The 25,551-nt window shown below is 60.4% G+C and carries 16 protein-coding genes; 13 read left to right on the top strand and 3 right to left on the bottom strand.

From position 1 onward, the window contains the following. Positions 1-65: 65 nt before the first annotated feature. The 3 genes from DK871_RS08495 to DK871_RS08485 all read right to left on the bottom strand — a co-directional run bounded on the left by DK871_RS08495 (position 66) and on the right by DK871_RS08485 (position 6,951). A complete protein-coding gene (locus DK871_RS08495) occupies positions 66-3,794 on the bottom strand; it encodes an autotransporter domain-containing protein (protein WP_161904670.1) in 3,729 nt (1,242 codons plus the stop codon). 297 nt (positions 3,795-4,091) lie between these two features. Further along, positions 4,092-5,486 carry a PhoH family protein gene (locus DK871_RS08490; RefSeq protein WP_003188745.1) on the bottom strand — a complete coding sequence of 465 codons (1,395 nt, stop codon included), beginning with the start codon at positions 5,484-5,486 and terminating at the stop codon, positions 4,092-4,094. Between the two features lie 340 nt (positions 5,487-5,826). Beyond that, positions 5,827-6,951, bottom strand: coding sequence for a polysaccharide deacetylase family protein (locus DK871_RS08485; RefSeq protein WP_161904669.1), 1,125 nt, complete (start codon positions 6,949-6,951; stop codon positions 5,827-5,829). Between the two features lie 242 nt (positions 6,952-7,193). Between DK871_RS08485 and yaaA the strand changes: the two genes are divergently transcribed. From yaaA to DK871_RS08420, 13 genes are all read left to right on the top strand, one after another. Continuing rightward, positions 7,194-7,973 carry a peroxide stress protein YaaA gene (yaaA, locus tag DK871_RS08480; RefSeq protein ID WP_161904668.1) on the top strand — a complete coding sequence of 260 codons (780 nt, stop codon included), beginning with the start codon at positions 7,194-7,196 and terminating at the stop codon, positions 7,971-7,973. Positions 7,974-8,852: 879 nt separating this feature from the next. Continuing rightward, complete coding sequence (locus tag DK871_RS08475; protein ID WP_032893483.1) at positions 8,853-10,169, top strand: nucleotide sugar dehydrogenase; 1,317 nt, start codon at positions 8,853-8,855, stop codon at positions 10,167-10,169. An 83-nt stretch (positions 10,170-10,252) separates the two neighbouring features. Further along, positions 10,253-11,734 (top strand): mannuronan synthase, encoded by a 1,482-nt coding sequence (gene alg8 / locus DK871_RS08470; RefSeq protein WP_003188740.1) that lies wholly within the window; start codon positions 10,253-10,255, stop codon positions 11,732-11,734. Between the two features lie 37 nt (positions 11,735-11,771). Beyond that, positions 11,772-12,938, top strand: coding sequence for an alginate biosynthesis protein Alg44 (locus DK871_RS08465; protein ID WP_161904667.1), 1,167 nt, complete (start codon positions 11,772-11,774; stop codon positions 12,936-12,938). 8 nt (positions 12,939-12,946) lie between these two features. Further along, the gene (gene algK / locus DK871_RS08460; protein WP_375139732.1) at positions 12,947-14,467 is read left to right on the top strand and encodes an alginate biosynthesis TPR repeat lipoprotein AlgK; all 1,521 of its coding nucleotides are present in this window, start codon (positions 12,947-12,949) and stop codon (positions 14,465-14,467) included. Then, positions 14,464-15,954: an alginate export family protein gene (locus tag DK871_RS08455; protein WP_161904666.1), complete on the top strand. Its 1,491-nt coding sequence runs from the start codon at positions 14,464-14,466 to the stop codon at positions 15,952-15,954. Before algK ends, DK871_RS08455 begins: the two co-directional genes overlap by 4 nt. Next, positions 15,954-17,522, top strand: a complete 1,569-nt coding sequence (gene algG / locus DK871_RS08450) for a mannuronan 5-epimerase AlgG (protein WP_161904665.1) — start codon at positions 15,954-15,956, stop codon at positions 17,520-17,522. Before DK871_RS08455 ends, algG begins: the two co-directional genes overlap by 1 nt. A gap of 11 nt (positions 17,523-17,533) precedes the next feature. Continuing rightward, positions 17,534-18,982: an alginate O-acetyltransferase gene (locus DK871_RS08445; RefSeq protein WP_161904664.1), complete on the top strand. Its 1,449-nt coding sequence runs from the start codon at positions 17,534-17,536 to the stop codon at positions 18,980-18,982. A gap of 8 nt (positions 18,983-18,990) precedes the next feature. Next, a complete protein-coding gene (locus tag DK871_RS08440; RefSeq protein WP_161904663.1) occupies positions 18,991-20,100 on the top strand; it encodes a mannuronate-specific alginate lyase in 1,110 nt (369 codons plus the stop codon). Positions 20,101-20,314: 214 nt separating this feature from the next. Continuing rightward, complete coding sequence (locus DK871_RS08435) at positions 20,315-21,847, top strand: MBOAT family protein (protein ID WP_161904662.1); 1,533 nt, start codon at positions 20,315-20,317, stop codon at positions 21,845-21,847. Positions 21,848-21,858: 11 nt separating this feature from the next. Continuing rightward, entirely contained in the window at positions 21,859-23,031 is a 1,173-nt protein-coding gene (locus DK871_RS08430) for an alginate O-acetyltransferase (protein ID WP_161904661.1), read from the top strand. 16 nt (positions 23,032-23,047) lie between these two features. Beyond that, the gene (locus DK871_RS08425; RefSeq protein WP_003188726.1) at positions 23,048-23,704 is read left to right on the top strand and encodes an alginate O-acetyltransferase AlgF; all 657 of its coding nucleotides are present in this window, start codon (positions 23,048-23,050) and stop codon (positions 23,702-23,704) included. A 187-nt stretch (positions 23,705-23,891) separates the two neighbouring features. Continuing rightward, a complete protein-coding gene (locus DK871_RS08420) occupies positions 23,892-25,343 on the top strand; it encodes a mannose-1-phosphate guanylyltransferase/mannose-6-phosphate isomerase (protein ID WP_161904660.1) in 1,452 nt (483 codons plus the stop codon). Positions 25,344-25,551: the final 208 nt, after the last annotated feature.

Raw genomic sequence — 25,551 nt, 5'->3', positions numbered from 1 at the left:
TTTACCCAGGGTGTACGCGTTATCGTTGACGTTTTTCGCGAGCAAGCTCGCTCCTACATTCAAGGTTAGAACCGGAAGGTAAACCCGGCATTGATCCCGTTGTTGTTACCCCGGTTGGAAAGCAAGCCGCTGTAGTTCAACGACACCAGGGTGTCCCTGGTCAGCGCCATTTCGGCACTGGCCTTGATCACCGCGCCATCCCTGGCCACAGGCACGCTGTTGACGGCGAAGGCCGTGTCACTGCCGGCGAACTTCAGAGAAGCTTCACGATCGGTATCACCAAACTGGTGCTCCCAACCCAGCTCACCGCGCAGGGTCACCGCCGAGGTGGACGTGAGCGGCAACTGAGTGTGGCCACGCACGCCCAGCGTGGAAAGCGTCGCGTCCTGGCTTTGCTGGCTGGCATGCAAGGCAGCAGCGCCGCCTTTCTCCTTGAACGAGTCGCTTTGATAGTTCAGGTACGTGAGGTTGGCGAAGGGTTCAAGCACGTTCCATTGGGTGTAACCGATCTCGGCAAATACCTGGTCGGTGCGCGCGTTGTAGTCGGCCTTGGCATGGTCCGACTGATTGGCATAGGCCACCCGTCGCGAAGTGTCCAGACGGTGCCAGGTGCTGGCACCGCCCAGGCGCAGGGCAATCGCCTCGAAGCGTTTGCCGCCATAGACCGACAGGTGATAGTTATCGCTATCCGCCGACGTCGACTGGCCGTTGAGGTGGCTTTGGGTATAACCGGTCGCCGCACCCACGCGCCAGCCGTCGTTCACCTCGGTGTCCAGGCCCAGCAGTACGCCGCTGGTGGACGAGGAGTAGCCGCTGGCGTTGTTGTCACCGCTGACGTTGTTGCGCCCCCCGAGTAGCTGTACCCAGCCGCCGTTGTCACGGGTATCGATCTGCGCACTGGAGTCCAGGGACTGGGCCTGTTGCAGACGAGCGTTGACCGCTTCACGCAGGTAGCGGCTATCAGCCATTTGCGCTGCGGCCACGTCCGAATGCAGTTGCCCTGACAGTTGCTTGAAACCCTCCCGCGCCTGAGCGACGGAATCCGACGCCAGCAGGCTTTCGTAGACCGGGCTGCCAGCGCCCAGTGTCTCGGCCACCGTCGCCACCGCACGTTCGTTGCGGGTTTGCGCGACACTGGCGAAAGTGGTCTGGTTGCGGGCTATCGCCAGGGTCAGCTGGTTCGGTTGATAGTTGAGCGCAGTGCCGATGAACAGGTAGTTAGGCGCAAACGCCGCAAACTGCCCCTGGATACCTTGGCTCGCGCTGAGGATAGTGAACTGCTGGCCCAGCAAGCTGCGCGCCTCGGTGGCGGTCAACAGATTGGGGCTGTTCTCCAGGGACACGTTCACCACACCGCCGTTGAGAGTCGCCACCCCGCTGCTCTGCAACTGGTCGCTGCGGCCATCGGCCCCGACTTCGACGGCATACACCGAACCCGGATTGAACGTGACATCGCCGGTGCGCAGCGTGCCTATCGAATGCCCCGGGGCCACTCGCCCACCGTTGTTGACAGTCAACGCGCCCACAGTGCCGTTACCGGCCAGGGTGCCGCCCAATGTGGTCATCACGCCGTTATCGGCATTGCGCGTGCCCACGGCGCTGCCGTCTACCGTCACGGCAGAGGTCAACGCGCCGTCCACCGACAATTTGCCACCGCGTACCCAGGTGCTGCCCGAATAGCTGTTCTGGCCTTCCAGCACCAACTCGCCATCCCCCGACTTGACCAGGCTACCCACGTAGGTGCTGCCAGTGAGCTGGTCCTGGCCGCGGGTGAGTGTCGCCTGCTCCCGGGCATGACCGATGTCGTATTCGAACTGGTCGTCGGCCGAGGCATTGGCGGGCAGACCATTGAGCCAGCCTTTCTGCGCTTTAGTGGCGGCCCAGCTCGCCTGTTCGGCGGCGTCCTCTACGCGACGGGCGCGAATGGCCTCATCGGAAATCGGGTTGGCCCATATATCACGGGTACCGCTGGGCAAAGCCACTGCCACCGCACCGAGGAACTGCCCCGGCCCTTGCATGGCTTTTTGCAGGTTGGGCAAGCCCCAACCACTGACCACACCTGGCACTTGTGGCGTACCCGGCGGCGCATCGTGCACCGGTTGCAGGTTGTCGTAGGTGCGGCCTCCGGTCAGCTCGCCAACCGGCGTGTCCGGGCCATCCGGGGCTTGCAGGCTGGAGGTGGTCAGCAACACGTCCCGCGCCTGGCTGGGCGTCATATAGGGGAAGCGCTGCATCACCAACGCCAGAGCCCCGGAAACGCTCGGCGCGGCGGCCGAGGTGCCGTTGGCATTGGGGATAATTTCGCCCTCGGGGCCGGCGGACGGGATGCCCGACACGCCCATCACACACCACCACTTGGACGTACCGCAGCGGTTGTAGACCTGGGCACTGGTCTCGTCGTAGCCAGTGATGGAGAGGAACTTAGCTTCGATATCCGGCTTGAAAAACGGCAGGTTCGCATTGGTGTCCGGGTTGGCACCGTGGCTGTCGTTGCCCGCCGAGATGATCTGGATGAACGTGTTTTGCCGGGCCGCATCAGCCATGGCGTCCATCCAGGTTTTGTGCCCGGCGTGGGCCTTGTCCCAGAACGGGCGATAGGCGGCGGTCATATCCCGTAGGTTTTGCGCGGCGCTGTCGCCGACATTGCCGAAGTGGTTCTCCACGTCATCGCGCGAGCTCTGCCCCCAGCTCTGGTTGACGATCGCCACGTTCTTCGCGGCCAGGGCGTTGTAGCTGGCCATGAATGCGTTGTAGTCGAGGTCGTTGGAGCCTTGGTAGCGGTCGTTATCGCTGCCGCCAGTGTTGGCCACAAACAGATTGGCGTCGAAGGCAATGCCGTGCATACCCGTGCCGTTGCGGTTGGCGGCCAGCACCCCGGACATCTCCGTGCCATGCCCGTCGTTGAATGCGGGGTCGTATTCCCCAGGGATACTGAAAGGCTCACCCTGCTTGAACTCGCCGCTGGGCACTTCAAGGCGGTAACGCGGATGGGTGGCGTAGTACTCGCCCGTGGAGGTCACCGCCTGCACCCGGTCCTGGCCCTGGGCATTCTTGCCCTGGAACTCGGAGTGTTCGGTGAGGATGCCTGAATCCAGCACGCCGACATTCACTCCCTTGCCGGTGATGCCCAAGGCATAGGCGTAATACGCGTTGGTGCGGTCCAGGCCGGAATTGACCTGGGCTTCCGGGGTCTTCCAGGTTTGCGCGTTGGCGCTCCAGTCACGGGTTGCGCCAGCCCAGGAAAGGCCTGCGTTCAATTGCCCGCTCAGGTTGCTGCTCACGCCCGGCTCGACGTAGGTGTAAGGCTTGGCGGCCGGCAGGTTGGCGATAATGGCCTTGGAGAAATCGAGGATATTGGTAGTGTAGCGGCCGCTGTTGCTGAACAGCCGGCTGCGGTAGTAATCCAGGCGCGAGGCGTAGTCCAGTGGCCGACGGGTGTCGCCGAGCATGGCGCCAATGGTGAGGTTTTCGGGTTGCAGCTCATAGTTTTGCTTGAGGGCCGAATCGAACTTGCCGGACTGGGCCGCGAAATCCTTGGCAGCAAGATCGACAATATCGGGGTAGGCAAACCTGAGGTTTTTGTACACGGCCGTCTCAGGGCCGAATGAGGCGACGGCTGTCCTGAACGCCGATTCCAATACCAGCGGGGTGTAAGGGTTGTCGTCTGCCCTGGTCATGGAACCGTGGCCCAGCCATAAGGCTAGGCCGAGTGCTATGGGTGTGAGGGGTGCGGTCTTGAAACGGGGGGTGCGATTGCGTTGCGACACAATGAAGCCATTACCTGCTACGTCCATTTTCCTTTCCCTTTGGATATATGCGTCATCAATGAGCGGTGTTTCGGGCTTTTGTAATAGGCAGGGTCACGGTGAAAACCCTGGGCAGGTTTTCCAAGCGTTCGTCGAATCAAGGAGGTGGTGTTCCGACGGGGGTGTTGCAGTGTTTTTATAGTTTTTACCGCGAGAAAAAATGTAACAAAATAATTACAGACACCACAAGCACCCAGGACGCGTTAACGCAGGCAAATGTCGCACAAAACAAAAACCCCGGACTTCGTGAAAAATCCGGGGTTTTTCGTCGCAGCTTCGCTGTAATTACAGATGAGACTCGGCGTATTCAGCCAGAATCGAACGGGGTACCCCTTGCAGCGCAATGTGCACGCCGTTCGGGAAGTCTTTGAAGCGTTCCGTCAGGTAAGTCAGCCCGGAGCTGGTCGCGGACAGGTAAGGGGTGTCGATCTGCGCCAGGTTGCCCAGGCACACCACTTTGGAACCGGCGCCGGCACGGGTGATGATGGTTTTCATCTGGTGCGGCGTAAGGTTCTGGCATTCATCGATCAGAATCAGGCTTTGCTGGAAGCTGCGACCTCGGATGTAGTTGAGGGATTTGAACTGCAACGGCACTTTGCTGAGGATGTAGTCGACGCTGCCATGGGTGTTTTCGTCATCCATGTGCAAGGCTTCGAGGTTGTCGGTAATCGCCCCCAGCCACGGCTCCATTTTTTCCGCCTCGGTACCGGGCAGAAAACCGATTTCCTGGTCCAGGCCCTGCACGCTGCGGGTGGCGATGATGCGGCGATAGCGTTTAGTGACCATGGTCTGTTCGATGGCCGCAGCCAGGGCCAGGATGGTTTTGCCCGAACCTGCGGCGCCGGTCAGGTTGACCAGGTGGATGTCCGGGTCGAGCAGCGCGTAGAGCGCCAGGCTCTGGTAGATATCACGCGGTTTAAGGCCCCAGGCTTCCTGGTGCAACAGGGGCTCCTGATGCAGGTCGAGAATCAGTAGCTTGTCGACCTGGATCTCTTTGATCCAGCCCACGAAGCCCTGTTCATCGACGATAAACTCATTGATATGCACGGCCGGCAGGTTGTCGATCAGCTGTACCTGATGCCAGGTGCGGCCGTGGTCCTGACGGGTTTCGACCTTGCTCACACGGTCCCAGAACGAGCCGGTCATCATGTGATAACCACGGGACAACATCGACACGTCGTCGACCAGTTGGTCAGTGCTGTAGTCCTCGGCAGCGATCCCACACGCTCGTGCCTTGAGGCGCATATTGATGTCTTTGGTCACCAGCACCACGCGCAGGTCCTTGTCGCGCGCATGCAGGTCGATCAATTGGTTGATGATTTTGTTGTCGTTCAGGTTTTCCGGCAGCAGGCTGTTGGGCTCGCTGCGCTTGCTCATCAGGATCGACAGCAAGCCCTTCGGGCCGCCTTTGCCACGCTGGATCGGTACGCCGACCTCGACGTCCTCGGGCGAGGCTTCACCCAGGGTCTTGTCGATCAGGCGGATGGCCTGGCGGCATTCGGCGGCAACGCTGTGGTGGCCGCTTTTGAGTTTGTCGAGCTCCTCAAGCACGATCATCGGGATGGCGACGTGGTGTTCTTCGAAGTTCAGCAGTGCGTTTGGATCGTGGATCAATACATTGGTATCAAGCACATAAAGGATTGGCTGGTCGGAAGAAGGGTTACGTCCATGATCATCCATACTCGGTCACCTTTGTGGGAGCCATTCGACGCAATACCTGGGCGGTGCTGCGCCTCGATTCGACCACCGATTGCACCTTGAGTAAGGTCAAGTGCAGTGCCCACAGGAGGAGTCTTGGAAGACGCCACCTGTGCTGCAGGTTTCGGCGATCTGACTTCGTAATACCGCAAAACCCATGACAGGAAAAAGCACTTTGACGCTTTTTTGAAGTTTATTTTTCAGGATGACGAATAGCACTAGCCGAGTGCCATGTACCCCGTTAAAGTCGGAAGTCCGCCTGCATCGAAATGTCGCAGCAAATCGCCCCGAAAGCACCCCATCCCCAGCAAAGCCGGGCACTTCATCGAAATGCCTCGCGGCACTCCTGCCAACCCAAGCCACTCTGCGCCGTCGCCTGCAACACCATCGGCAATGCCACCCGCGCCTTGTCCTGAGTGTCGTGAAACACGATCACGCCTTTGCGCCACAGCAGCATCAACGTCAGCACCCGTTGCGCCGACTCATCGGCCTTGAGCTTGCCCGGCTCGTCCTGGGAATCGATATCCCATAACGCCACTTGCAAGCCCTGTTGCTGAAAGAAGCCCTGGCTGTCCGCACGGCGTTGCCCATACGGTGGGCGGAACAAGGGCACATAGTTTTCCGGCATCAGGTTCTGTACCAGCCCGGCACTGCGGGTGATGGAGCTTTGCCAGTCGACCCAATGGCTGTGGGAGCGGTACTGCCAGCCCTGCAGGCCCACGCACTGCCCTTGGTACAGCGCCTGCACATCGGCGGCGGAACTGCGCTCCACACGAGTTTGCAAGCTGCTGCCAAGGACAAAGAACGTCGCGTTCATCTTTTGCTTGCGCAGGTAATCGGTGAGCCAGTCGGTATTGCCGCTGACAGGTGCAGGGCCACCGTCGAAGGTCAGCAAAAACATCCGGTCATTGAGTTCATCACCGTTGCGCTCATGATCGCCAAAGCGCGCCACTTCACTGCTGATCTGCGGAAACAGCGCAGCCTTGCGCAACAACTCGTCCAGATAGCGCTCGTGGAAGTGCCGGCTGGGGGCGGCCCAGCCTATATAGAAAGAGTTGTCACCGACCTCGAACTTGCCGGCCTGCTCACGCAGGTCGTCCATGCTTTCCACCAGGTAGCAGAACGAGGCGTCTTCTTCGCAGCTCTGCTGGGCGAACGTGTAGTTCTCCAACAGCCGTTGCCAGAGCTGGCGACGCAGGTCGTCGATGGCAGCCAGGTTGATGATCTTCAACCCCAGGCGTTGCTTGAGCGCGGTTTCGTCCAGGGCTTCGCTGGCGAGCAGGCCGTGGGCGAACATCAGGATCTCCGCACGCGAAGCCACATCGAACAGCGCCGGGCTGACGAGTTTTTCCGGCCAGGTACCACGGTCCAGGCTGGCGACATCCACCGGCGCGGCCTGGGCATTCAGGCACAGCAGGCAAGCCGACAATAAAAGCGCTAATCGCACACGGGGTCTCCCTCTGCAGAGTTACCGCCCATCATAGCGGACTGCCCCGCCTTTATTGTGTAGGAGCGAGCTTGCTCGCGAAAAACGTCTGGGCACCGCGCTTATTCAGCCTACCAGCGTTATCGTTGACGACTTTCGCGAGCAAGCTCGCTCCTACACAAAACCTGGGCCTATTGGCTTGATAGGTGGAGTCGAACGCTCCAACCCCCTAGAATCCCCCCACGATTCCAGGAGCCAACTTCATGCTGATGGTGATTTCCCCCGCCAAAACCCTCGACTTCGAGTCCAAGCCGGTCACTGCGCGCTTCACCCAGCCGCAGTACCTGGACCACTCCCAGGAACTGATCGAGCAACTGCGCGAGCTGAGCCCGGCGCAAATCAGTGAGCTGATGCACGTCTCCGACAAAATCGGTGGCCTCAACGCCGCGCGCTTCGGCAGCTGGACGCCGGCTTTCACCCCGGCCAACGCCAAGCAGGCGCTGCTGGCGTTCAAGGGCGACGTGTATACCGGCCTGAATGCCGAGATCTTCAGCGATGCCGATTTCAGCTACGCCCAGGACCACCTGCGCATGCTCTCGGGGCTCTACGGCTTGCTGCGCCCGTTGGACTTGATGATGCCGTACCGCCTGGAGATGGGCACCAAGCTGGCCAATGCCCGTGGCAAAGACCTCTACGCTTTCTGGGGTACGCGCATCAGCGAGTGGTTGAATGAAGCACTGGCCGAGCAAGGCGACGACGTGCTGCTCAACCTGGCGTCCAATGAGTATTTTTCGGCGGTCAAGCGCACGGCCTTGAAGGCGCGGATTATCAATACCGAGTTCAAGGACCTGAAGAACGGCCAGTACAAGATCATCAGCTTCTACGCCAAAAAGGCCCGGGGCATGATGAGCCGGTTTGTGATTGAAGAACGCATCAACGACCCGGCGAAGCTCAAGCAGTTCGATGTGCAGGGTTACCGCTTCAATGCGGAGCAGTCCAAGCCGGACAACCTGGTGTTTTTGCGCGATCACGCACCGGAATAAGGCCTGTACAGCCACCAACATCAACTGTGGGAGCTGGCTTGCCTGCGATATTGGTGGGTCAGCCTACTCATATGTTGCTGATACACCGCTATCGCAGGCAAGCCAGCTCCCACCTTTTTTGTCTGCATTTCAGCCCTGAAATCGTCATTTATTTGGCGTCAAAAAATATTCTGACACATCCCTAACAATTTCTTCACTCGACACCCGTCGGTTTTTTCCGTAGTGGCACCACTTTTTTTTAACGGTAGTGGCACAAAACTATCCTCTCGCACCAACTCCCCATAACTACTGGCCTAAATAGCAAGTGCTATCAATATAGTACCAGTGCCATCTTTTCTAATATTTCAAAAAATTTCCGGAAAGGGGATGAGCGGCCCGGAACTTCGTCCTGAAGCACCGCTCATACCACCGGTAACGAAATTCTCTGTTTACGTAAGAGATGACTTACATACCGACCAATGGAAGTAGCCAAGTTGTCATAAAGCACTTTGGCTCGAGGGTCATATCATCAACTGATTGAGTTGAGGGCGGCGATAAGGACTCATTGCCAACCCCCTAAAGGCCAAGGCAGCGCTGACCTAAATGAGCCAGTGTTAACACCCAAGGCATTGATATCAAAAGGCTTCTTGCCTGTATCAAAGCCCTGCGGCACTGGCGCCGGCCCCTTCCGCCACGGAAAGCCGGCTGCATTTCAGGGCAAGCCCCAATAACAAGGCCACGTTGCGCACAACTTGAGTGCAATAGTTAGTCACTCGCTATTTAACATGCCTGCACGCGGTAAGTCGGCGTCTATTCGCCTAACTTTCGCGGCATCAGTGACGCTTGCAAACATGAACTCCGGCCATCTAATGGCATGATTTAAACATAGAGGTAATTGCGATGCGCATCAGCATATTTGGTTTGGGTTACGTTGGCGCCGTGTGCGCCGGTTGCCTGTCTGCCCGTGGCCATGAAGTGGTCGGCGTAGACATCTCCAAGGAAAAGATCGACCTGATCAATGCGGGTAAATCCCCCATCGTTGAACCAGGTCTGGGCGAACTGTTGAGCCAAGGCATCGCAACCGGTCGACTGCGCGGTACCACCAACTTCGCCGAAGCCATCCGCGACACCGACCTGTCGATGATCTGCGTGGGTACGCCGAGCAAGAAAAACGGCGACCTGGAGCTCAATTACATCGAATCGGTATGCCGTGAGATCGGTTTTGTGCTGCGCGACAAGACCACCCGCCACACCATCGTAGTGCGCAGCACCGTACTGCCAGGCACCGTGGCCAACGTGGTGATCCCGATCCTGGAAGACTGCTCCGGCAAGAAAGCCGGCGTTGATTTCGGCGTCGCGGTCAACCCGGAGTTCCTGCGTGAATCCACCGCGATCGCTGACTATGACCTGCCGCCGATGACCGTCATCGGTGAGTTCGACACCGCCTCCGGCGATGTCCTGCAGTCGCTGTACGAAGAACTCGATGCGCCGATCATCCGCAAGGACATCGCCGTCGCCGAAATGATCAAGTACACCTGCAACGTGTGGCACGCCACCAAAGTCACTTTCGCCAACGAGATCGGCAACATCGCCAAGGCTGTCGGCGTCGACGGTCGTGAAGTGATGGAAGTGGTCTGCCAGGACAAGACCCTCAACCTGTCCCAGTACTACATGCGCCCAGGCTTCGCCTTCGGTGGCTCGTGCCTGCCAAAAGACGTGCGCGCCCTCACCTACCGCGCCGGCTCCCTGGACGTGGAAGCACCGCTGCTCAACTCGCTGATGCGCAGCAACGAGTCCCAGGTACAGAACGCCTTCGACATCGTCTCCAGCCACGAAAAACGCAAAGTCGCCCTGCTGGGCCTGAGCTTCAAGGCCGGTACCGACGACCTGCGCGAAAGCCCGCTGGTAGAACTGGCAGAAATGCTGATCGGCAAGGGCTACGACCTGAGCATCTACGACAGCAACGTCGAATATGCCCGTGTACACGGCGCGAACAAGGACTACATCGAGGGCAAGATCCCCCACGTGTCGTCCCTGCTCAACTCGGATTTCGATGATGTGATCAACAACTCCGACGTGATCATCCTCGGTAACCGTGACGAGAAGTTCCGTGCCCTGGCGCATAACGCTCCGGAAGGCAAACAAGTGGTCGACCTGGTGGGCTTCATGTCCAAGGCCACCAGCGTGAGCGGCCGTACCGAAGGTATTTGCTGGTAACAGCAACGGCAAGTTTCAGGCTGCAAGTGGCTTTATCCCCAGCGCTTGCAGCCTGAAGCCTCCTCACCTTGCGGATGACGCTTATGTCCAAGTTAAAACATGTATTTCTGCAATCGGCCGGCTGGCTGTTCTTTCTCAGCCTGCTGATGGGTCTCGCCCTGCTGTTGCCGGCGAGCACCTTCGATTCGCAATCGAAGAATTTTATTTTCCTGATTGGTGCCGTGGGTATCTGGCGCTACTCGATGGGCGCGACGCATTTCTTTCGCGGCATGCTGTTCCTGTACGTGGTGTACCCGCACCTGCGCCGCAAAGTGCGCAAGCTGGGCAAGGCCGCCGACCCGTCCCATGTGTTCCTGATGGTCACCAGTTTTCGTATCGACGCGCTGACCACCGCCCAGGTCTACAGCTCGGTGATTCGCGAAGCCATCGACTGCGGCTTCCCCACCACCGTGGTGTGCTCGCTGGTGGAAATGTCCGATGAGCTGCTGGTCAAGAGTCTCTGGGAAAAGCTCAACCCGCCGGCTCACGTCAAGCTCGACTTCGTGCGTATCGCCGGCACCGGCAAGCGCGACGGCCTGGCGTTTGGTTTCCGTGCCATCTCCCGCCACCTGCCGGACGACCGCGCCGTGGTGGCCGTGATCGATGGCGACACCGTGCTGGCCGAAGGTGTGGTACGCAAGACCGTGCCGTGGTTCCAGCTGTTCGGCAATGTCGGTGGCCTGACCACCAACGAATTCTGCGAAGTGCGCGGCGGCTACATCATGAGCGAATGGCACAAACTGCGCTTCGCCCAACGCCACATCAACATGTGCTCCATGGCCCTGTCCAAGCGCGTGCTGACCATGACCGGGCGCATGTCGGTGTTCCGTGCCAGCGTAGTCACCGACCCGGGCTTTATCGCCGACGTGGAAAGCGACTCGCTGCAACACTGGCGCCTGGGCCGCTTCAAGTTCCTCACCGGGGATGACAAGTCCAGCTGGTTCAGCCTGATGCGCCTGGGCTACGACACCTTCTACGTGCCGGATGCCGCGATCAACACCGTGGAACACCCGCCGGAAAAGAGCTTCATCAAGGCCAGCCGCAAACTGATGTTCCGCTGGTACGGCAACAACCTGCGCCAGAACTCCCGCGCGCTCGGCCTGGGCGTGCGTCGCCTCGGCCTGTTCACCAGCGTGGTGTTGTTCGACCAGCGCGTGTCGATGTGGACCTCCCTGCTCGGCCTGACCGTGGCGATGATCGCCACCTTCAAGTACGGCGGCGCGTTCATCCTCGCCTACCTGCTGTGGATCGGCATTACCCGCCTGATCCTCACCCTGCTGTTGTCGTGCTCTGGCCACAAGATCGGCCCGGCCTACCCGCTGATTCTCTATTACAACCAGATCATGGGCGCGTTGGTGAAGATCTACGTGTTCTTCCGCCTTGATCAACAGTCCTGGACCCGCCAGGACACCAAACTGACCCGCGATTTGGCCAGCTTTCAACGTTGGTTCAACACCTGGTCGTCTCGGACCATGACCTTCTCCGCCGGCAGCATCTTCGTTGCCGTGTTGCTGATGATGGTCTGACCCTGCCAAGCCTGAATTAACCTAGGAATTACACCCGATGAATAGCCAAGTAAACGCCAACGTTGTCCACGAATCCGAAGCCCAGCGCCAGCACGCCCGGGTGAAAATCCCGGCCAAGCTGCGCTTCTTCAACAGCGACCGCACGCCGACCGAGGCGAAGGTTATCGACCTGTCCGCCGGCGGCCTGGCCTTCACCGCCACCCAGCCACTCACCATCGGCCAAGTGCACAAAGGCCGCCTGCAGTTCGTGATCGATAACCTCGGCCTGGCCATGGACGTGGAGCTGCAAATCCGCTCCTACGACCGCCAGACCGGCCGCACCGGTTGCCAGTTCCAGAACCTCGATGCCCAGGATATTTCCACCCTGCGCCACCTGATCACCTCGCACCTGTCCGGCGACATCGTGACCATGGGCGACGTGCTCGCGACCCTGCAACGCGACAACTTCACCAAGGCACGCAAGGTCAAGGACGGCGGCAGCGGCATGACCGCGTTCGGTCGCCTGCGCGCCGTGACCTTCAGCCTGGCGATCTTTTTGGTGGGCCTGGCGGCCTTCGGTTTTGTGGTCAAGTCGCTTTACGGCATGTACTTCGTCAGCCACGCCCAGGCCGGCCTCGTCAGCGTACCGGGCATGAACGTGACCATGCCCCGTGACGGCACCGTGCAAAGCCTGCTCAAGGGTGATTCGGTAGCGGCCAAAGGCGCGCCACTGGCGACTTTCAGTACCAGCATGCTCGATGTCCTCAAGGGCCACCTGGATGAAGACCAGCTGCAACCGGCCAAGGTCGAGGAACTGTTCGGCAAGCAAATGACCGGCACCCTGACCTCGCCCTGCGATTGCGTGGTGGCCCAGCAACTGGTCGCCGACGGCCAGTACGCCAGCAAGGGTGATGTGATCTTCCAACTGGTGCCACGCGGCAGCCAGGCCAACGTGGAAGCGCGCTTCAGCTATCGCCAGTTCGGTGACGTGCGCCCAGGTACGCCGGTGAACTTCCAGGTCGCCGACGAAGAACAAGTGCGCACCGGCACCATCGTCAGCAGCACCAGCCTGAACAGCGCCGACCTGTCCTCCGACATCCGTGTGCAGATCAAGCCTGACGCACCGCTGGACAGCACCTACGCCGGCCGCCCGGTGGAAGTCACCAGCGACCGTGGCCCATCGCTGAACTGGCTGATCGACAAAGCCATGGCCCACGGTCTGTAAGCGAGGACATGCCTGTGACTCTTCCAAATACACCGTTGACCTATGTGGGAGCCGGGCTTGCCCGCGATGCAGGCGACTCGGTGCATCAGTTGCACCGCAGCGATGCCATCGCAGGCAAGCCAGCTCCCACCCAGAGCAGATTTCACTTGGCCTCTGCGTACTGCGCGCTGGCACTGGCCGTGAGCCTGGCCGGTTGCGCCGGCCTGCCCGACCAGCGCCTGGCCAATGAAGCGCTGAAACGCGGCGACACCGTCACCGCCCAGCACAATTACCAGCAACTGGCGGAACTGGGCTACAGCGAGGCCCAGGTGGGCCTGGCCGATATCCAGGTCGGCACCCGTGACCCAGCGCAAATCAAGCAGGCCGAAGCCACTTACCGTGCGGCGGCAGACACCTCGCCCCGCGCCCAGGCACGCCTGGGTCGCCTGTTGGTAGCCAAGCCCGGCGCCACCGAGGCCGAACACCATGAAGCCGAAAGCCTGCTGAAAAAAGCCTTTGCCAATGGCGAAGGCAATACCTTGATCCCGCTGGCGATGCTGTACCTGCAATACCCGCACAGTTTCCCCAACGTGAATGCCCAACAGCAGATCAGCCAATGGCAGGCAGCCGGTTACCCGGAAGCCGGCCTGGCCCAGGTGCTGCTGTATCGCACCCAGGGTACCTACGACCAGCATCTGGATGACGTGGAGCGCATCTGCAAAGCCGCGCTGAACACCACCGATATCTGCTACGTCGAACTGGCCACGGTCTATCAGAAAAAACAGCAGCCGGAACAACAGGCCGAGCTGCTCAAGCAAATGGAAGCAGGCGTAAGCCGTGGCAGCGTGACTGCACAGCGGGTCGACAGCGTCGCCCGCGTACTCGGCGATGCCACCCTCGGCACCCCGGACGAAAAAACCGCCCAGGCGTTGCTGGAAAAAATCGCCCCCGGCTACCCGGCGTCCTGGGTCAGCCTGGCGCAACTGCTCTACGACTTCCCCGAACTGGGCGACGTCGACCAGATGATGAAGTACCTCGACAACGGCCGCGCCGCCGACCAGCCACGCGCCGAATTGCTGCTGGGCAAGCTCTACTACGAAGGCAAGTGGGTGCCCGCCGATGCCAAGGCCGCCGAGGCGCATTTCGAAAAAGCCGTGGGCCGTGAAGTGGCCGCCGATTACTACCTCGGCCAGATCTACCGCCGTGGCTACCTGGGCAAGGTTTACCCGCAAAAAGCCTTGGACCACCTGCTGACCGCCGCGCGCAACGGCCAGAACAGTGCCGATTTCGCCATTGCCCAACTGTTTTCCCAAGGCAAGGGCACCAAGCCCGACCCATTGAACGCCTATGTCTTCAGCCAGTTGGCCAAGGCCCAGGACACGCCAGAAGCCAATGACCTGGCCACCCAGCTCGAAGCGCCGCTGACCCCTGCGCAACGCGCCGAAGGCCAACGCCTGGTGCAACAGGAACTGGCCGCCCGCGGCACCCTGGCCCAAAGCACGCTGCAACTGCACGCCCTGCAAGAAGAAGACGGCGAGGAATCCCTATGAAGCTCAACCCATTCGTGAAGGCCGGCATCGGCCTGTCCTTCGCCCTGCTGTGGTCGTGCCCGACCCTGGCCGCGCTCACCGAAGCCAGGAACTTTGGCCTGGAAGTCAAAGCCACCGCGCAGTCTGAAGATGACCGCGACCTCGGCACCCAGAAAGGCGGCGACGTCAACGGCATCGGCCTCGACCTGCGCCCCTGGATCTACGGCGAAAGCGGCGCGTGGAGCGCCTACGCCATGGGCCAGGCAGTGGTGTCCAGCGACATCATCGAGACCGACACCCTGCAACAGTCGGCCGATGACACCACCGAGCAGCAGTCGAGCAACGACGACCGCAAGGCCAAGAAAAACTACCTGGCCCTGCGGGAGTTCTGGGTCGGCTACAGCGGCTTCACGCCCTACCCCGGCGAGATCCTTAAGTTCGGCCGCCAGCGCCTGCGCAATGACGACGGCCAATGGCGCGACACCAACATCGAAGCGCTGAACTGGACCTTCGATACCACCTTGCTCAAGGCCAATGTCGGCGCCGCCGAACGTTTCAGCGAATACCGCACCGACCTCAAGGAGCTGTCGCCGGTCGACAAAGACCGCCAGCACTTCTACGCCGACGCCGCCTACCAGTGGACGCCGGGCCAGTGGATCGGCGTGCGCGGCCACCACACCCATGACGACGGCAAGCTCGACTACGCAGAACCGGGTGTGGCCAGCGACCCGTTGGATAAGCGCGAAAACGGCGACCTGACCTGGCTGGGCATCGAAGCCAACAGCGATGCCTATAACTGGCGCAACACCAACACCGTCAACTACTGGGCGAGCATCACCGGCATGCGCGGCGACCGCGACAAGGTCAACGCCTTGAACGCCGACGGCACACGCCCCACCAGCGCCAAGCGCAGCGATGACCTGAGCGGCTGGGCCACTGACATCGGCGTGCGCCTGCGCCTGGACCCGCAGTGGCAAGTCGGCGCGGCCTATTCGCGCGCCAGTGCCGAGTACGAGCAGAACGGCCTGCAAAGCAACCGTTCGAACTGGACCGGCACCCAGTCCCGCGTGCATCGCTTCGGTGAAGCCTTTCGCGGCGAGATGAACAACATGCAGTCCATGAGCCTGTTCGGTTCCTGGCAGCTACGCGAGGACTACGACGCCAGCCTGGTGTACCACAAGTTCTGGCGCGTGGACGGCAACAAGCCGGTGGGCAGCAACGGTATCAACGCGGTGCAGAACAACACCGATGACGTCACCGGCGCGATCCTCTCCAGCACCTCCCTGCCCCTTGAAGACGGCAAGAAAGATCTTGGCCAAGAGATGGACCTGGTGGTCACCAAGTACTTCAAGAAAGGCTTGCTGCCTGCGGCGCTGAGCCAGTCGATCGACGAGCCTTCAGCCCTGGTGCGTTTGCGTGCCGGTGTGTTCAAGCCCGGCGATGCCTATGGCAGCCAGGTCGACTCCTACATGCACCGCGCGTTTGTCGACGTGGTCTGGAAATTCTGATGGGAGCCTGCGCCATGAATGCTCAAAGCCTACTCGTCGCGGCAATGCTGATGGCCAGCGCCACAGCGTTCGCCGATACGGCGGCCAAGGCGCCGACCATCGCCAAGGAACTGCAACAGGCCAAGACCTACACCATTTCCAGCCCGCCCACTGCGCCGCTGGAAATGGCCAAGCCGGCGCTGCCCGACCTGTCGGGCTATACCGCTGCGGCGATGGAAAAGAAAATCGTCAGAAGCAAGCCGGGCAAAATCAGCCTCCGCCGCATGATGCAGGAAGACGCGCTCAAAGACTTTATCGGCGGCGATAACAAAATGGCCGAATGGGTGGTGCGCCAGCACGGCATTCCCCAGGCGATTTTCGTCGACGACGGCTACCTGAACCTCAAGGACCTGCTGGGCAAGGTGCCCAAGCAGTACTTCAGCGAAACGTCGCCGGGGGTGTTCCTGGCCAAGTTGCCGATCGTGGTGGGCCGTAAGGGCATCCTCGATATCGACAAAAACACCCAGGAACTGCGCCTGTCCCAGCAAGCCGGTTCGTTTTTGATCAACGACGGTCAACTGTTCGTGCGCGATACCAAGATCACCGGCTGGGACGAAAAAGCCAACGGCCCGGCGCTGTTCAAGTCGGCCAAGGAGTTCCGCCCGTTCTTGCTGGCCTGGGGCGGCACCGAAACCTATGTCGCCAACAGCAAGATGGCCAGCTTCGGCTATGCCAACAGTAAGTCGTACGGAGTGAGTATTTCCCAGTACACGCCGAACATGGCCAAGGTGCTCAAGCGCCCTGAGCCGACCGGCTGGATCATCGATTCCGAGTTCTCGGACATGTGGTACGGCTTTTACTGCTACGAGACCACAGGCTTTGTGATCAAGGGCAATACCTACAAAGACAACATCGTCTACGGCATTGACCCCCATGACCGTTCCCACGGCCTGATCATCGCGGACAACACCGTGTACGGCACCAAGAAGAAGCACGGCATCATCATTTCCCGGGAAGTGAACGACAGCTTCATCTTCAACAACCGCAGCTATGACAACAAGCTGTCGGGCCTGGTGATCGACCGTAACAGCGTGAACAACCTGATCGCCGACAACGAGATCTACCGCAACCACACCGACGGCATCACCCTGTATGAGAGCGGTGACAACCTGCTGTGGGGCAACAAGGTGATCAGCAACCGTCGCCACGGGATCCGCGTGCGTAACAGCGTGAACATCAAGCTCTACGAAAACACCTCGATGGCCAACGGGCTGACCGGCGTGTACGGCCACATCAAGGACTTGACCGACACCGACCGCGACATCGCCCTCGACCCGTTCGACGCCCAGGTGTCGCTGATCGTGGTTGGCGGTGAACTGGCGGGTAACGGCAGCGGGCCGCTGTCCATCGATTCACCCTTGAGTATCGAGCTGTATCGCGTGTCGATGCTGGCGCCGACCAAAGCCAGCGGCATCAGCTTCTCCGGCATCCTGGGTGACCGCCAGGAAGAAATTCTCGACCTGCTGGTGCGCCAGCAGAAAGCCGTGCTGATCGACCCCGTCGAACGCCAGACCGAATTGCAGGACTGAGGATGACCCTTATGCACCCACACATGATCAAACTGCTGAGCCTCTCAGGTCTGACCCTCGGCCTGCTGGCGGCCAGCCAGGGCGTACGTGCCGATGAGGTCAAAGCCCCGACCTTCACCGCCGAGCCGTGCTGCAGCCTGTGCCCGGCCGCCCACGACGCGAAGAACTACACCACGCGCTACCAGCAGAACTTCACCACCCTGGTACAAGCCCAGGGCGACTGGCTGTTCCGTACCCAGGAAGACCTGCGCACCGAATTCGACACCACCCCGGCCGGCTACAAGCGCATGCAGCAGTTGCACGATGCGTTCAAGAGCAAGGGCGTGGAACTGGTGGTGGTCTACCAGCCAACCCGTGGTTTGGTGAACCGCAACAAGCTCAACCCGGCGGAGAAAGCCTCGTTCGACTTCGACAAAGCCCTGGGCAACTACAAGACCATGCTCGGCCGCTTCGCCAAGATGGGCTACGTGGTACCAGACCTGTCACCGCTGACCAACGAGCAACTGCCGGATGAATTGCCGGCCCACGACTTCTACTTCCGTGGCGACCAGCACTGGACCCCGTACGGCGCCCAGCGCACCGCGAAAATCGTCGCGGCCAAGGTCAAGCAGATGCCGGAATATGCCGAGATTCCCAAGCGTGAATTCGAGACCAAGCGCTCGGGCCGCATGGGCAAGACCGGCACCCTGCACAACATGGCCGGGCAACTGTGTGGCACCAGCTACGCGATCCAGTACATGGACCAGTTCACCACCGAGCCCAAGGGCGAAGCCGGTGACGGCGACCTGTTCGGCGATTCGGGCAACCCGCAGATCACTCTGGTGGGCACCAGCCACAGTGGCAAGAACTACAACTTCGCCGGCTTCCTGGAAGAAGAAATCGGCGCCGACATCCTCAACGTCGCCTTCCCCGGCGGTGGCCTGGAAGGCTCGATGCTGCAGTACCTGGGCAGTGATGAATTCCAGAAGAGCCCACCGAAGATTCTGATCTGGGAGTTCTCGCCGCTGTACCGCCTCGACCAGGAAACCATCTACCGCCAGATGATGGCGCTGCTGGACAACGGCTGCGAAGGCAAGACCGCGCAGATGTCGGCCAGCGCCACGCTCAAACCCGGCAAAAACGAACTGATGGTCAACAGCGCCAACAAAGACCTGCGCAACGCCAACCATCAGGTGGATATCCGCTTCGCCGACCCGTCGGTGAAAACCTTGCAAGCCACCCTCTGGTACATGAACGGGCGCCACGAGGACATCAAGATCGAGAAACCCGAAACATCCGATACAGACGGGCGTTTCGCCTTTGAACTGCGCACCGATGAAGACTGGGCCTCGCAGAACTTGCTGGCCGTGGAGGTGCAGGGCCCTGAAGCGGGCGCTGCGGCGCAGAAGGTTGAAGCGAAAATTTGCACACGCAACGTATTTCCAAGCGGCGGCCAGCAGACCGCCCAACTCGGAAAGTGAGGTTACCTATGCAAAAGTTATTGCTCCCTGGCCTGCTGGGCCTGGCCATGTTCGCAGGTTCCGTCAATGCGGCGGCGCCACTGCGTCCGCCCCAGGGCTATTTCGCACCGATCGAAGCGTTCAAGACCGGCGACTTCAAGGAAAACTGCGACGCCATGCCCACGCCCTACACCGGGCCGTTGCAGTTTCGCAGCAAATACGAAGGCTCCGACAAGGCCCGTTCCACCCTGAATGTGCAGTCGGAAAAAGCCTTTCGCGACAGTACCGCCGACATCACCAAGCTGGAAAAAGACACCAGCAAGCGCGTGATGCAGTTCATGCGTGACGGTCGCCCGCAGCAGCTTGAATGCACCCTGAACTGGCTGGTGTCATGGGCCAAGGCCGATGCGTTGATGTCCAAGGACTTCAACCACACCGGCAAATCGATGCGCAAATGGGCATTGGGCAGCATGGCCTCGGCTTATGTGCGCCTGAAGTTCTCCGAGTCGCAACCGCTGGCCAAGTACCCGCAGCAAGCCCAGCAAATCGAAGCCTGGTTCAACAAGCTGGCCGACCAGGTGGTGAGCGACTGGGACAACCTGCCCCTGGAAAAAACCAACAACCACTCCTACTGGGCCGCCTGGTCGGTGATGGCAACGTCCATCGCCACCAACCGTCGCGACCTGTTTGATTGGGCAGTGAAAGAATACAAGGTCGGCGTGAACCAGGTCGATGACCAAGGCTTCCTGCCGAACGAATTGAAGCGTCAACAACGCGCCCTGTCGTACCACAACTACGCGCTGCCGCCGCTGTCGATGATCGCCAGCTTTGCCCTGGTCAACGGCGTGGACCTGCGCCAGGAAAACAACAGCGCGCTCAAGCGCCTGGGTGACAAGGTGCTGGCCGGGGTGAAAGACCCGGACATCTTCGAGCAAAAGAACGGCAAAGAGCAGGACATGAAGGACCTCAAGGAAGACATGAAATTTGCCTGGCTTGAGCCCTTCTGCACCCTCTACACCTGCGCCCCGGATGTGATCGAACGCAAGCATGGCATGCAACCGTTCAAGACCTTCCGCCTGGGTGGTGACCTGACCAAGGTCTACGACCCGGCGCATGAAAAAGGCAACAAAGGCTCCTGACAAAACACTACCTGAACTGTAGGAGCGAGCTTGCTCGCGAAGAACCCGCAGGCACCGCGATTCATCAGGTGCCCAGCGTCATCGTTAACGACCTTCGCGAGCAAGCTCGCTCCTACAGGGGTCGGGTGTGAATGTAATACAACCTCCCCCGAAATCGTGGGGGGTTTGGGGGGGCTCTGGCCCTTGACTGTTGGTTAAACATGGAGAGATCGGGATGGTTTTCTCGTCCAATGTGTTCCTGTTTCTGTTCTTGCCGATCTTCCTCGGCTTGTACTATTTGAGCGGGCAACGCTATCGCAATCTGCTGCTGCTGATTGCCAGCTACGTGTTCTACGCCTGGTGGCGAGTGGACTTCCTGGCGCTGTTCGCGGCCGTCACGCTGTGGAACTACTGGATCGGCCTCAAGGTCGGTGCCGCGGGCGTTCGCACCAAGCCGGCGCAGCGCTGGCTGTTGCTCGGCGTGGCGGTTGACCTGTGCATCCTCGGCTACTTCAAGTACGCCAACTTCGGTGTCGACAGCATCAACGTGATGATGAAGTCGGCGGGCCTGGAGCCGTTCATCCTCACCCACGTGCTGTTGCCGATCGGGATCTCGTTCTACATCTTCGAGTCCATCAGCTACATCATCGACGTGTACCGTGGTGACACGCCGGCAACCCGCAACCTAATCGACTTCGCGGCGTTCGTGGCGATCTTCCCGCACCTGATCGCCGGCCCCGTGCTGCGCTTTCGTGACCTGGCCGACCAGTTCAACAACCGCACCCACACCCTGGATAAATTCTCCGAGGGCTGCACGCGGTTCATGCAGGGTTTCATCAAGAAGGTCTTTATTGCCGACACCCTGGCGGTGGTGGCCGACCATTGCTTCGCCCTGCAAAACCCCACCACGGGCGATGCCTGGCTCGGCGCGCTGGCCTACACCGCGCAACTGTATTTTGACTTCTCCGGCTACAGCGACATGGCCATTGGCCTGGGCTTGATGATGGGTTTTCGCTTCATGGAAAACTTCAAGCAGCCCTACATCAGCCAGTCGATCACCGAGTTCTGGCGGCGCTGGCACATCAGCCTGTCCACCTGGCTGCGTGACTACCTGTACATCACCCTGGGCGGCAACCGTAAAGGCACGCTGACCACCTACCGCAACCTGTTCCTGACCATGCTGCTCGGTGGCCTATGGCACGGCGCGAACATCACCTACATCGTGTGGGGCGCCTGGCACGGCATGTGGCTGGCGATTGAAAAAGCCATCGGCCTGAACACCGCGCCGCGCAGTTTCAATGTGCTGCGCTGGGCCTTCACCTTCCTGCTGGTGGTGATGGGCTGGGTGATCTTCCGCGCCGAGAACCTGCACGTCGCCGGGCGTATGTACGGTGCAATGTTCAGCTTTGGCGAGTGGTCGCTGTCGGAACTCAACCGCGCCAACCTCACCGGCCTGCAAGTGGCAACCCTGGTGGTGGCCTACGCAACGTTGGCGTTCTTTGGCCTGCGCGACTTCTACACCAACCGCCCTGCCGACAAGACCAAGCCAGCCGACCCAAGCCTGATCAAGGCCGTACCCGGCGACACCCCTGGCAGCATCCACGAGCCCGGTTTCAGCGTGGGCCGTGACGCTGCCGTGCAACCGGCCTACTGGACCGCTGACTGGCCACGCTACGCCATGCGCGCTGCGGTGCTGCTGCTGTTCGTGGCGTCGATTCTCAAACTGTCGGCGCAGAGTTTCTCGCCGTTCCTTTACTTCCAATTCTGAGGGAGCCGACCATGACCCGTTCATTACGCGTCCTCTACATCAGCCTGTTCCTGGTGCTGTTGCTGGCACTTGGCGCCTGGTCGCTGCGCAGTTTCTTTGGCTTCAGCACCAACGCCGATGCCACGGTGCTTAACGGTCGCTGGACCAAAGCCGTCGAGACTCACTACGACGACGAGTTCCCGATCAAGCGTCTGGGCACCAACCTGTGGGCGGCGCTGGACTACAAGCTGTTCAACGAAGGCCGCCCTGGCGTGGTGCTGGGCCGTGATCACTGGTTGTACAGCGACGAGGAGTTCAACCCCGCCGTCAACGAAGACCAGAACCTGCAAGGCAACTACGCGCTGGTCGAAGGCGTGCGCCAGAAGCTCAAGGCCCAGGGCATCCAACTGGTGATGGCGATCGTGCCGGCCAAGGTGCGCCTGTATCCGGAGCATCTGGGTGACGTAAAACCCGCCAGCGTGCACGCCAACCTGTACCAGGACTTCCATGCCCGAGTGGCGGCGGACAACATTCCGGCCCCGGACCTGCTCGGCCCGCTGCAACAGGCCAAGCTGAGTGGCAAGCAAGTGTTCCTGCGCACCGACACCCACTGGACCCCAGACGGTGCCGAAGTCGCCGCCAAGCAATTGGCCAAGGCGATTGCCGACAAGACCCCGCTGAGTGGCGAGCCGCAGCGTTTTGTCACCGAGGCCGAGAAAACCGAGCCGCATAAAGGCGACTTGCGTTTGTTCCTGCCCCTGGACCCGCTGTTCGAAAACCTGATGCCGCCTAAAGAGCCGCTGGAAAAACGCGTGACCCACCTGGCCGAAGAGAAAGGTGATGACGCACTGTTCAGCGACAGCGAAACCCCAGTGGCACTGGTGGGCACCAGCTACAGCGCCAACCCCAACTGGAACTTCGTCGGTGCGCTCAAGCAAGCCTTGCACAGTGACGTGGTCAGCTACGCCGAAGACGGCCACGGCCCGATCCTGCCGATGCTCAGCTACCTCAAAAGTGATGACTTCAAGAACAGCCCGCCGCAGGTGCTGATCTGGGAGTTTCCTGAACGTTATCTGCCCGTTAACAACGAAATCGGTGATGCCGACCCGGCCTGGGTTGCGCAGCTTAAACAAGCCGGTTCGCGCCAACAGAACATGGCAAGCAACACATCCAAATCCGAGACGCCCGACCGGGCGCAAAACTGAAAGAGAGGTAACTCACATGACTTTCACTACTACTCCTCGTCGTCTCGCTAAAACCCTGGCTATCGCAGCGGGCTTGAGCGTCGTATCCCTATCGGCCTTCGCTGGCGGTGACGCCGCCCTGTACGGCCCGACTGCGCCAAAAGGCTCCAGCTTTGTGCGTATCTACAACGCCAGCAACCAGGAAGTCAGCGCCACCGTCGGCAGCACCAACCTCAGCGACGTTGCGCCACTGGCCAGCAGCGACTTCAGCTTCATGCCCGGCGGTGACTACAGCGCCAAGGTCGGCAGCCAGACCCTGCCGGTCAAGCTGGCCGCCGACCACTACTACACCTTGGTCAACAGCGGCAGCGGCCAGCCGCAGTTGATTGAAGAACCGCCGTTCAAGAACAAGCAGAAATCCCTGGTGCGCGTGCAGAACCTCAGCGACAAGGCCCTGACCCTGAAAACCGCCGACGGCAAGACCGATGTGGTCAAGTCGGTGGCTGCCAAGGGCCGTGGCGAGCGTGAGATCAACCCGGTGAAAGTGAGCCTGGCGTTGTATGACGGTGACAAGAAAGTCGGCGATGTGAAGCCGGTGGCGTTGGAACGCGGTGAAGCGGCGGTGCTGTATGTCACCGGCTCAGGCTCGAGCCTGTCGCCAGTGTGGGTGAAACGCCCGGTATCGACCCGCTAACGATTTCCCTGAGTTGACACGCCCCCTTGTGGGAGCTGGCTTGCCTGCGATGGCGGTCTTATAGGCGCCATCGCAGGCAAGCCAGCTCCCACACTGACCGGGTTTCAACTCAGGACCGAGACAAAAACAAGAGTGAAACGACAAACCTTCGTAGCTCTGACCCAAACTGATTCAAGGAGAAACACCCATGATCCCAGTAATCCTTTCCGGTGGTAGCGGCTCACGTCTTTGGCCGCTTTCCCGTAAACAGTTCCCCAAGCAGTTCCTGGCTCTGACCGGCGAGCACACCTTGTTCCAGCAAACCCTGGAACGCCTGGTGTTCGAAGGCATGGACGCCCCTATCGTGGTGTGCAACAAAGACCACCGTTTCATCGTCAACGAGCAACTGAGCGCACGCAAGCTCGAGTGCCAGCGCATCCTGATGGAACCGTTCGGCCGCAATACTGCGCCGGCCGTGGCCCTGACCGCGATGATGCTGGTCAACGAAGGCCGTGACGACTTGATGCTGGTGCTGCCCGCCGACCACGTGATCGATGACCAGAAAGCCCTGCAACGCGCCCTGGCCCTGGCCACCGTGGCCGCCGAGCGTGGCGAGATGGTGCTGTTCGGCGTGCCAGCCACCCGCCCGGAAACCGGCTACGGCTACATCAAGTCCACCAACGATTCGCTGCTGCCTGAAGGCGTGAGCCGCGTGCAGCAGTTCGTGGAAAAACCCGATGAAAAACGCGCGGTCGAGTTCGTCAAAAGCGGCGGCTACTTCTGGAACAGCGGCATGTTCCTGTTCCGCGCCAGTCGCTTCCTCGAAGAACTGAAAAAGCACGATCCGGACATCTACGACACCTGCGTGCTGACCCTGGAGCGCAGCGAGCAGACCGCCGACACCGTAACCTTCGACGACGCCACCTTCGCCTGCTGCCCGGACAACTCCATCGACTACGCCGTGATGGAAAAAACCCAGCGCGCCTGCGTAGTGCCCTTGAGTGCCGGCTGGAGTGACGTAGGTTGCTGGGCCTCGCTGTGGGCGGTCAACGATAAAGACGCCAACGGCAACGTGAGCAAAGGCGATGTGGTGATCCAGGACAGCCGCAACTGCATGGTGCATGGCAACGGCAAACTGGTATCGGTGATCGGCCTGGACAACATCGTGGTGGTGGAAACCAAGGACGCGATGATGATTGCCCACAAGGACAAGGTCCAGGGCGTCAAGCAGATGGTCAACACCCTCAACGAGCAAGGCCGCAGCGAAACCCAGAACCACTGCGAAGTCTATCGCCCGTGGGGTTCCTACGACTCGGTGGACATGGGCGGGCGCTTCCAGGTCAAGCACATCTCGGTCAAGCCGGGCGCGTGCCTGTCGCTGCAGATGCACCACCACCGCGCCGAACACTGGATCGTGGTCAGCGGCACCGCCGAAGTCACCTGTGACGAGAACGTGTTCCTGCTCTGCGAAAACCAGTCCACCTACATCCCCATCGCCTCGGTGCACCGCCTGCGCAACCCGGGCAAGATCCCGCTGGAGATCATCGAAGTGCAATCGGGCAGCTACCTGGGCGAGGACGATATCGAGCGCTTCGAAGATATCTACGGGCGCTCGACACCGGTTGAACGTGGTGTATCGGTGAAAACTATCGCGCAGTAAAACAGTCGTACAAGAAGCCCTCACCCAGCCCATTGCGTCCCCTATCCGCAGTGGGTTGGGTGGGGGCTTTTTCTTTGGGGTTTGTGGTGGCTGTACAGGCCTCATCGCAGGCAAGCCAGCTCCCACAGTTGACCGCGCCCTCACTTTAGAATGCGGTCGAATGTGGGAGCTGGCTTGCCTGCGATGGCGTCCGCCCGGCCAACACAAT

Origin of the sequence: Pseudomonas sp. L13, from assembly GCF_009935965.1 — a bacterium.
In the GTDB taxonomy this organism is placed as follows: domain Bacteria; phylum Pseudomonadota; class Gammaproteobacteria; order Pseudomonadales; family Pseudomonadaceae; genus Aquipseudomonas; species Aquipseudomonas lactis.
Note: the sequence above shows the minus strand (reverse complement) of the source record. Positions and strands in the feature narration are given on the sequence as shown.